Below are 8,145 nucleotides of genomic sequence, written 5' to 3'. Positions count from 1 at the left end.
TTCGCATCCGTGTGGTTAAAGCGGACATAAGTCCGGATAAATCGTGACGCTCACCCCAGTTCACGCCATCTTAACGTCAATTTAATGACATGAACAACTACACACGTGTACATGATCGCACCATTTCAGTGAGCTTCGTCAAGTATTTGGCGCAACGGCCGACGAAATGGCGCACACGGAAACGCCCGCTACACAGTGCGTAGCGGGTATGGGTCTCAAGAACGTGCGCGAATGGGCCGTGACCGGCCCCGGAATCAGTCGCTTTGCAGCTCGGCGACGAAATCGTAGGCGTCGCCGCGGTAGTAGGACCGGGTGGATTCGACGACCCGACCGTCTTCCAGGAAGGCACGCCGCTCGACCAGCAGGCCCGGCGCGCCGACAGGCAGCTCGAGGTGGCGGGCAGCCTCTTCATCCAGGGCTACGGCCCGCAGTCGCTGCAATGCCCGCTTGGGCCGGTGACCGTAGGCGTCCAACGCCTCATACAGCGAGGTGGTCACGCTGTCCGGGTCCGGCAACAGCGCGTAAGGCACCAGGGTGCGCTCGATGGCGATCGGAGATCCGTCCACGTGCCGCAAACGGTACATGCGCACCACGCCGCTGCCCGGGGACAGGTTCAGCGCCATCGATTCTTCGGGGGTCACTTCCCCCACGGTGCGCTCCAGGAACTTCACCTGCGGGTTCAGCCCGCGCTCGCGCAGGTCGTCGGTGAAGCTGGTCAGGCGGGAGAACTGCCTAAGGATCCGCTCGGCCACGAAGGTACCGGCACCCTGTCGCTGCACGAGCAGACCACTTTCGATCAGACCCGCCAGCGCCTTGCGAATGGTCACACGCGACAGATCCAGCAACTGGGCCAGGTCGCGCTCGCTGGGAAGGGCCTGGCCGGGCCGAAGCACGCCGGCGTCCATCAGGTTCTGCAGCGCGCGACGCAGGCGCAGGTAGGCCACTGCCCGGGTGGACTCACCGGTCTGCAGCCGCTGGTATTCCTCGAGCAGGTTCGTTTGCATGACAATCAAGATACCAGTGCCGTACCAATATCGCAACAATCCTTTCACTTAGCGGACCTGTTGGCATCCTGTGGTACCCCGGTGGTATTGTGATCGCTCATTCCTGTTGCACCGAGACGCTCCCGTGACCGCGAAGACCCTGCCCGTCGACACCTTCGATCTCGTCATCTTCGGCGGCACCGGCGACCTGGCGTTGCGCAAGCTGCTGCCGGGCCTGCTGCGACGCTATGCCGACGGCCAGATTCCGGAAGAGAGCCGCATCCTCGGCGTGGCGCGCGACAAACAAGGCGATGCGGAATACCGGGCAAAGGTCGGCGAAGCGCTGGCCCGCATCGCCAGCGGCGACGAAGCGCTCAAGGCCAAGCTGCCCGCCTTCCTCGACAAGCTCGGCTACATGGCCCTGGATGCCACCAAGGACGAGGGCTGGGACGAGTTCGCCGCCCGCCTGCAGACCACTGGCGAACGCATCCGCGTCTTCTATCTGTCCACCAGCCCCACGCTGTTCGTGAACATTTGCGACCGCCTGCGCGCCCACGGCCTGAATACCGGCAACGCGCGCGTAGTGATCGAGAAGCCGATCGGCCACGACTCGGCCAGCGCCGCGGTCATCAACGATGCCGTCGGCAGCGCCTTCGCCGAGAACCAGATCTTCCGCATCGACCACTACCTGGGCAAAGAGACCGTCCAGAACCTGCTGGCGCTGCGCTTCGCCAACATCCTGTTCGAGCCGTTGTGGAACGCCAGCCGCATCGACCACGTGCAGATCACCGTGGCCGAAACCGTCGGCCTGGAGAAGCGCGCCGGTTACTACGACACCTCCGGCGCGTTGCGCGACATGGTCCAGAACCACCTGCTGCAGCTGTTGTGCATGGTGGCGATGGAACCCCCGGCGGCCCTGCAGGCCGACGCCGTGCGCGACGAAAAGCTGAAGGTCCTGCGCTCGCTCAAGCCGATCCGCGGCGAAGACGTCAGCCACCTGTCCGTGCGTGGCCAGTACCGCGCGGGCGCCAGCAGCGGCGCCGCCGTGCCGGGCTACCTGGACGAACTCGGCAAGCCCGATTCGCGCACCGAGACCTTCGTGGCGCTGAAGGCCGAAGTCGACAACTGGCGCTGGGCCGGCGTGCCGTTCTACCTGCGCACCGGCAAGCGCCTGGCCGAGCGCGTCTCGGAGATCGTCATCGCGTTCAAGCAGATCCCGCATTCCATCTTCGACGACAGCGCCGGCCCGGTGATGGGCAACAAGCTGGTGCTGCGCCTGCAGCCGGACGAAGGCGTGAAGCTGTGGATCATGATCAAGGACCCGGGCCCGGGCGGCCTGCGCCTGCAGCACGTGCCGCTGGACATGAGCTTCGCCGAGGCCTTCGGCGTGCACCAGCCGGAAGCCTACGAGCGCCTGCTGATGGACGTGGTCCGCGGCAACCAGACCCTCTTCATGCGCCGCGACGAAGTCGAGGCCGCGTGGGCCTGGATCGACCCGATCCTCTCCGCCTGGGAAGCCGGGCGCGAGACGCCCAAGCCCTACACCGCCGGTTCGTGGGGCCCCAGCGCCGCCGTGGCCCTGGTCGAGCGCGACGGCCGCACCTGGCACGAAGACACCGTCTGACGTCGCCGGCCCCGCCCAGGCGGGGCTTTCCTGGCGCCCCCACGCCGACCTGCCTTCCCCCGGGAAGCCCCCACTCCCGAGTCGCTCCATGCCCCCCACCGATCTCTCGCTGCAGATCCAGCTGCATCCATTCCCGGACGGCGACGCCGTCGCCCAGGCGCTGGCCCAGGCCGTCGCCGACGACCTGCGCGCCGCCCTCGCCCTGCGTGGCCAGGCCAGCGTCGCCCTGTCCGGCGGCACCACCCCGCGCCGCTTCCTGCAGGCCCTGTCCCGGCAGGCGTTGGACTGGGCGAACGTCACCGTCACCCTGGTCGACGAACGCTGGGTCGACGAAGGCCATGAGCGCTCCAATGCCCGCCTGGTGAAGGCGTACCTGCTGCAGGACGCAGCGGCCGACGCCCGCTTCGTCCCGCTCTACCGCGCTGCCGCCACCCCGGACGAGGCCCTGGCCGAGGTCGCCACCGATCTGCCGACCGTGCTCGACGTCGCCGTGCTCGGCATGGGGGGCGACGGCCACACCGCCTCGTTCTTCCCCGGCGGCGACCGCCTGGCGGAGGCGATGGACCCGGAGACCGACGCGACCGTCCTGCCGATGCGCGCCCCCGGCGCCGGTGAACCCCGCATCACCCTGACCCTGCCGGTCCTGCGCGATGCCGGCCGCCTGTACCTGCACATCGAGGGCGGCGAGAAGCGGCAGGTGCTGCAGCAGGCGCTGTCCGGCCAGGGCGCCGGTGCCGGCTACCCGATGCGCGTGGTGCTGCAGGCCCTGCATGCGCCGCTGCAGGTCTATCTGGCGCAGTGAGCCGGATGCGCCGGTGTTGAGGCAAAGACGGCCTCACTGCTTATAATGTGCCCTTGCCCGCGGCGTTCCGGCGCCCGGTCTCGCCTGGAACGCGCCTCGCGCGGACCGTTGGCCCCCGTTTTCGTAGCCATGCACGGCCCTGCGGCCGTGCTGCCAAAGGTGGAAAGTGCGTAACTACGACCTGGAATTCCTCAAGCATTTCTCGATGGTGATCGGCTTCCTGGTGCTGGTCACCGGTGGCCTGATCGTCGGCGCGCATTTCCTGCATGGCGCGATTCCGCCGGAAGTGAACCCCAAGACCGCGCAGATCACCGAGGGCCGCATCGCCCCGGCCGGCGCCGTCTATGCCGGCGAAACCGGTGCCGCCGCCCAGGCCGCCGCCGCTGACGCCGCCAAGGCCGCCGCCGCCTCGCAGGTCGCCTACGGCGGCACCACCGACGGCAGCGTGATCTACCAGAACCTCTGCGGCGCCTGCCACACCAACGGCGTGGGCAAGGCCCCCACCCTGACCGCCGCCGGCATGGGCGCGCGCGTCAGCAAGGGCAAGGACACCCTGTACAAGCACGCCATCGAAGGCTTCACCGGTCCGGACGGCGGCATCATGCCCCCGAAGGGCGGCAATCCGGCCCTGACCGACGAGCAGGTGCACGCCACCGTCGACTGGATGCTGGCCAACATCAAGTAAGGCTTCGCGCCTTCCGCAGAAACGCCGCCTCCGGGCGGCGTTTTTGTTTCCGCCTTCCGGTCATGCATTCCGTTTACCCTTGCCGCCTCGCTCGCCCGGTTCGATCACGATGACGTCTCCCCGCTCGCTGCTCACGCTCGCCCTGCTCGCCTCGCTGTCGCTGCCCGCCTGCGCCGCCACGCCGAAGGAGCGCATCGTGCCGATCGGCGACGTGCAGGGCGATGGCGCGCGCAGCCCGCTGGACGGGCAGACCGTCACCGTCGAAGGCGTCGTCACCGCGGCCTTCGCCAACCTGGGCGGCGTGTTCGTGCAGGACGCCGGCGACGGCAAGGCGACGACGTCCGACGCGCTGTTCGTCGCCTTCGAAGACGGCACGCCCGCCCCGCTTCTCACCGCGGGCGACCGCATCCGCGTGCGCGGCATCGTCGGCGAGCGCAAGGCCGGCGGCGACGACACGCTGACGGCGCTGCATGCGCCGGTGATCCAGTCGCGCGGCACCGGCCGCATCGCACCCACCGTGCTGACCGCCCAGCCCGCCGACTGGGAACGCTACGAAGGCATGCTCGTCCGCATCGACGCCCCGCTCACGCTGAGCGGTACCGATGCGCTGGGCCGTTTCGGCGAACTCACCACCAGCTTCGACGGCCGCCTGTGGCAGCCCAGCGAAGTCGCCGTGCCCGGCAGCGCCGACGCCAAGCGCCTGGCCGCCGACAACGCGCGCCGCACCCTGGTGCTGGACGATGGCAGCACCCAACGCGACCCCGCCACCGTCTGGTACGTGAAGAAAAACCAGCCGCTGCGGACCGGCACCGTGCTGACCGGCGCGCAGGGCATCGTCGATGCGCGCCACGGCGGGTGGCGCCTGCAGCTCACCGTGGCACCGACGATCGCCGCACCGGAACGCCCGGCCGCGCCGCAGGTCGCCGGCAACGTGCGCATCGCCGCGTTCAACCTGGAAAACCTGTTCAACGGCGACGGCCAGGGCGGCGGCTTCCCCACCGAACGCGGCGCCAAGACCCCGGCGCAGTACCAGGCGCAGGTGCAGAAACTGGTCGGCACCATCCGCGGACTGGATCCCGACATCGCCGCGCTGATGGAACTGGAGAACGACGGCTACGGCGCCGACTCCAGCCTCGCCCAACTCGTCGCCGCGTTGAACGCCGGCGGCGGCACGTGGCGCTTCATCGATGCGAAGCAGGGCCCCGGCCCGGACACGATCCGCGTGGGCATCATCTACCGCAGCGACAAGGTGACGCCCACCGGCAAGCCCGCCACGCTGCAGGCCGGCCCGTTCGGCGAGCGCAGCCGCAGCCCGCTGGCGCAGGCCTTCGCGCGCGACACCGGCAAACCCTTCGTCGTGGTCGCCAACCACCTGAAGTCCAAGGGCTGCTCCGAGGCCACCGGCCTGGACGCCGACCAGAAGGATGGCGCCGGGTGCTGGAATGCACTGCGCCTGGATTCGGCGCAGCGTCTCGACGCGTGGCTGAAGACCGATCCCACCCGCACCCGCAGCGACCGCGTCGTCATGCTCGGTGACTTCAACGCCTACGCGATGGAAGCGCCGGTGCGCTGGCTGCGCGACGACGCCGGCTGGGTGGATGCGTTCAAGCAGGCCGGCATCGAACAGCCCTACAGCTACGTCTACAGCGGCCTCAGCGGCCGCCTCGACCACGCCCTGCTCAGCCCGTCACTGGCGAAGCAGCTGCGTGGCGCCGCCGAGTGGCACATCAACGCCGACGAGCAGGATGCGCAGGGCTACGCCGACGGCGACGCCACCGTGCCCTACCGAAGCTCCGACCACGACCCGCTGCTGCTCGGCTTCGATCTCTGACACCGTTCCGTCGATGCGGCCGGCATCGACGCGCACGCGTCGTCGGTGGACATCGCAGCTTTCAGGTGCGATGACGAAGCGCTGAGGTGAGTTGACGAGGCTTCCTGCCTCGTGGGTGAGGCTTTTTTTCTCCCTGGCCAGGCATGGATGTGCCATGGCGACGTCTTGAGGTGAGTCGACGACGCATGACCGTGAGATGCCGCACCCTCGAGGTGCGCCATCCGAGGCCTGTGCGTGCGATGACAAGCCGCTGACGTGAACTGACGAGGCTGTTCTGTTCCATGACAAGGAACAACGCCTGGCGGGCGAGGCAGGAGAGCCTCGAATGTCGAGGAAGATTGCCTCGTCATGGAACGAAAGAACGTCGGCGATGGCTAGGGGCCGGTTGCACCAGCCTCGATGCGCGTCGCGATCGGCGACCAGTAGGCCAGCGCCAGGCACGCGCCCCACAGCAGGGTCGATGCTTCGGTCAGCATCGCTTCGAGCGGCGACATCAAGATCGGACCAAGCACGAGATACAGCGGAAGGCCCAGCAGCGTCAGGCAAAGCGACAGCGTGCGTCCCCATCGCGTGAGCAGGAAGAGACCGATGAAGCCTGCCACCGCCGCCGCCAGCAATGTCAGCACCGCCAACAACATCAGCAGAAGGGCAATGGGTGCCCCGTCGTCCATCAGGAGCCATGGCGAAGGCTCGTTCGCATAGGCATCGGCCAGCGCGGGCGAGTATCCACCCGGAAGCAGGCCAGTCACCAACGCAGCAACCAGCGACAGGAAGGACGCGATCAACAGCGAGCGGAAACGGGTGATGGTCATCCTTGAATATCCCGGGCTTGAGGGGGACGCGGTGCGTCAGGCACCGATCTTGTCCACCAGCGCCTGCAGTTTCAACACGGTGGCCCAGTTGCGCGTGGTGGCGGCCTTGCCGGCCTTGCCCACCAGCGCCTCGCCGGCCTTGCTTTCGAGGATGCCGCTGGCGCAATGCAGGTAGGCCGCTTCGCTGCCGAGCAGGAACTGTTCCGGCGGCACCACGTGCGGTGCGATGGCGGACAGCGCCGGCAGTGCATCGGCCTCCTGCACGAAGGCGACCAACAGGCGCGACGGGTCGGCGGCCGCATCGGCCAGCGCGTTGTCGTCGATGATCGTGGCCAGGTCCTTCGCCGACTTCACGATGACGGGCACGTCGATCCCGAGCTGCGCGGCGATGGCGGCGGAGATTTCCGCCGCGATCTTCGCGGGGTTCTTCTTGCTGGAGCGGAACACCACGTTGCCGCTGTTGAGCAGCGTGGCGACATCGGCATGGCCCAGCCCTTCCAGCAACGCGCGCAGGTCCGCCATCGCGATGCGCTTGGCCTTGCCGACGTTGATGCCGCGGAGCAGGGCGATGTAGGTGGTCACGTCGTTGCCTCACTTCCGTCCGGGTGACGGCACGGCGGATTCCGGCGCATCAGGAGATCGACGGAAAAAGACTCGCACCTGCTCCTCGGTATCCCGATTCCAGATGCGGCTCGCCGTACACAGCCCGTAGCGGGCACGACCGCTCACGTCAGCCACCACCAGGATCGTATCGCCGGGCATCAAGGTCGTAAGCTCAAAGAACACCGCTTGCTTGCTGGCCTTGGGATCGTTGTACTGCCACGTGGACAGGACAGCGCCTACGTTCGACGGATCGCCCTTGAAGACGATCTCCGGTTCCACGGTATGGCGAATCGCCGCCCGGCGATCATGGGGAGTGGCCGCGCTCCGGAGCTGATCCAAGGAAGGAATCAGCGCCGACCTCACCACTGTCCCGACGTAGACCGTCTCGGCTGCCTGCAATTCCGGCTCGAGGGGTTCGATGACACAAGCAGCATTGGCCGTCATCGGCACCAGGGCAGCGACGGCCCACATCAAGGTGAAACGCTTCATTCAGACACCAGTGGCGCGAAGCGTCGCACCGCGCGCCCATCCACGATCACGTCTTCGCAGAACATCGCATACGGCCGCACCCACAAGCCGCCTTCGCCATACAGCGCGCGGTACACCACCACCGGCTCCAGCGTCTCGCTGTGCCGCGCCACGGCGACCACGTCGTAGTCGTTGCCTTTGTAGTGGCGATAGAGCCCGGGAGTGAGTTCGGGGAGGGCGGGGAGCGTGGCCATGCGTGTGCCTCGTGGATGGGTAGGGGGGGCCTTGGCCCACCGTTGCGGACATTGTCCACGATCAGGCAACACACGCGCCGGGA

9 protein-coding genes are annotated in these 8,145 nt (G+C 67.8%); 4 read left to right on the top strand and 5 right to left on the bottom strand.

Annotated features, from left to right (window positions below):
• Positions 1 to 254 precede the first annotated feature (254 nt).
• Positions 255 to 1,004 carry a GntR family transcriptional regulator gene (locus ACSION_RS02110; protein WP_056879880.1) on the bottom strand — a complete coding sequence of 250 codons (750 nt, stop codon included), beginning with the start codon at positions 1,002 to 1,004 and terminating at the stop codon, positions 255 to 257.
• Positions 1,005 to 1,128: 124 nt separating this feature from the next.
• On the opposite strand from ACSION_RS02110, the gene zwf reads away from it, so the two are divergent.
• From zwf to ACSION_RS02090, 4 genes are all read left to right on the top strand, one after another.
• Positions 1,129 to 2,607 carry a glucose-6-phosphate dehydrogenase gene (gene zwf, locus ACSION_RS02105; protein WP_435304647.1) on the top strand — a complete coding sequence of 493 codons (1,479 nt, stop codon included), beginning with the start codon at positions 1,129 to 1,131 and terminating at the stop codon, positions 2,605 to 2,607.
• Between the two features lie 88 nt (positions 2,608 to 2,695).
• Entirely contained in the window at positions 2,696 to 3,409 is a 714-nt protein-coding gene (gene pgl, locus ACSION_RS02100; protein ID WP_435304646.1) for a 6-phosphogluconolactonase, read from the top strand.
• 166 nt (positions 3,410 to 3,575) lie between these two features.
• A complete protein-coding gene (locus ACSION_RS02095) occupies positions 3,576 to 4,094 on the top strand; it encodes a c-type cytochrome (protein WP_435304645.1) in 519 nt (172 codons plus the stop codon).
• Between the two features lie 109 nt (positions 4,095 to 4,203).
• Positions 4,204 to 5,925 carry an ExeM/NucH family extracellular endonuclease gene (locus tag ACSION_RS02090; RefSeq protein ID WP_435304644.1) on the top strand — a complete coding sequence of 574 codons (1,722 nt, stop codon included), beginning with the start codon at positions 4,204 to 4,206 and terminating at the stop codon, positions 5,923 to 5,925.
• A 374-nt stretch (positions 5,926 to 6,299) separates the two neighbouring features.
• On the opposite strand, the gene ACSION_RS02085 is transcribed toward ACSION_RS02090, so the two are convergent.
• From ACSION_RS02085 to ACSION_RS02070, 4 genes are read right to left on the bottom strand one after another with little or no spacing between them, the layout of a single operon-like run.
• Entirely contained in the window at positions 6,300 to 6,737 is a 438-nt protein-coding gene (locus ACSION_RS02085) for a hypothetical protein (protein WP_435304643.1), read from the bottom strand.
• A 36-nt stretch (positions 6,738 to 6,773) separates the two neighbouring features.
• Positions 6,774 to 7,319, bottom strand: a complete 546-nt coding sequence (locus tag ACSION_RS02080) for a DUF1697 domain-containing protein (RefSeq protein ID WP_435304642.1) — start codon at positions 7,317 to 7,319, stop codon at positions 6,774 to 6,776.
• 9 nt (positions 7,320 to 7,328) lie between these two features.
• Positions 7,329 to 7,829, bottom strand: coding sequence for a hypothetical protein (locus ACSION_RS02075; RefSeq protein WP_435304641.1), 501 nt, complete (start codon positions 7,827 to 7,829; stop codon positions 7,329 to 7,331).
• Positions 7,826 to 8,062: a DUF1653 domain-containing protein gene (locus ACSION_RS02070; protein WP_435304640.1), complete on the bottom strand. Its 237-nt coding sequence runs from the start codon at positions 8,060 to 8,062 to the stop codon at positions 7,826 to 7,828. The genes ACSION_RS02075 and ACSION_RS02070 overlap by 4 nt, the downstream gene beginning before the upstream one ends.
• Positions 8,063 to 8,145 lie beyond the last annotated feature (83 nt).

Source organism: Pseudoxanthomonas sp. LjRoot125 (assembly GCF_964252705.1).
Lineage (GTDB): Bacteria > Pseudomonadota > Gammaproteobacteria > Xanthomonadales > Xanthomonadaceae > Pseudoxanthomonas_A.
This window is presented reverse-complemented; position numbering and strand designations above follow the sequence as displayed.

What these genes read in the sequence shown, in the direction of transcription:
- ACSION_RS02110 (WP_056879880.1), bottom strand. Translation starts at nt 1,004, where the DNA reads ATGCAAACGAACCTGCTCGAGGAATACCAGCGGCTGCAGACCGGTGAG.
- ACSION_RS02085 (WP_435304643.1), bottom strand. Translation starts at nt 6,737, where the DNA reads ATGACCATCACCCGTTTCCGCTCGCTGTTGATCGCGTCCTTCCTGTCG.
- pgl (WP_435304646.1), top strand. Translation starts at nt 2,696, where the DNA reads ATGCCCCCCACCGATCTCTCGCTGCAGATCCAGCTGCATCCATTCCCG.
- ACSION_RS02075 (WP_435304641.1), bottom strand. Translation starts at nt 7,829, where the DNA reads ATGAAGCGTTTCACCTTGATGTGGGCCGTCGCTGCCCTGGTGCCGATG.
- ACSION_RS02090 (WP_435304644.1), top strand. Translation starts at nt 4,204, where the DNA reads ATGACGTCTCCCCGCTCGCTGCTCACGCTCGCCCTGCTCGCCTCGCTG.
- ACSION_RS02070 (WP_435304640.1), bottom strand. Translation starts at nt 8,062, where the DNA reads ATGGCCACGCTCCCCGCCCTCCCCGAACTCACTCCCGGGCTCTATCGC.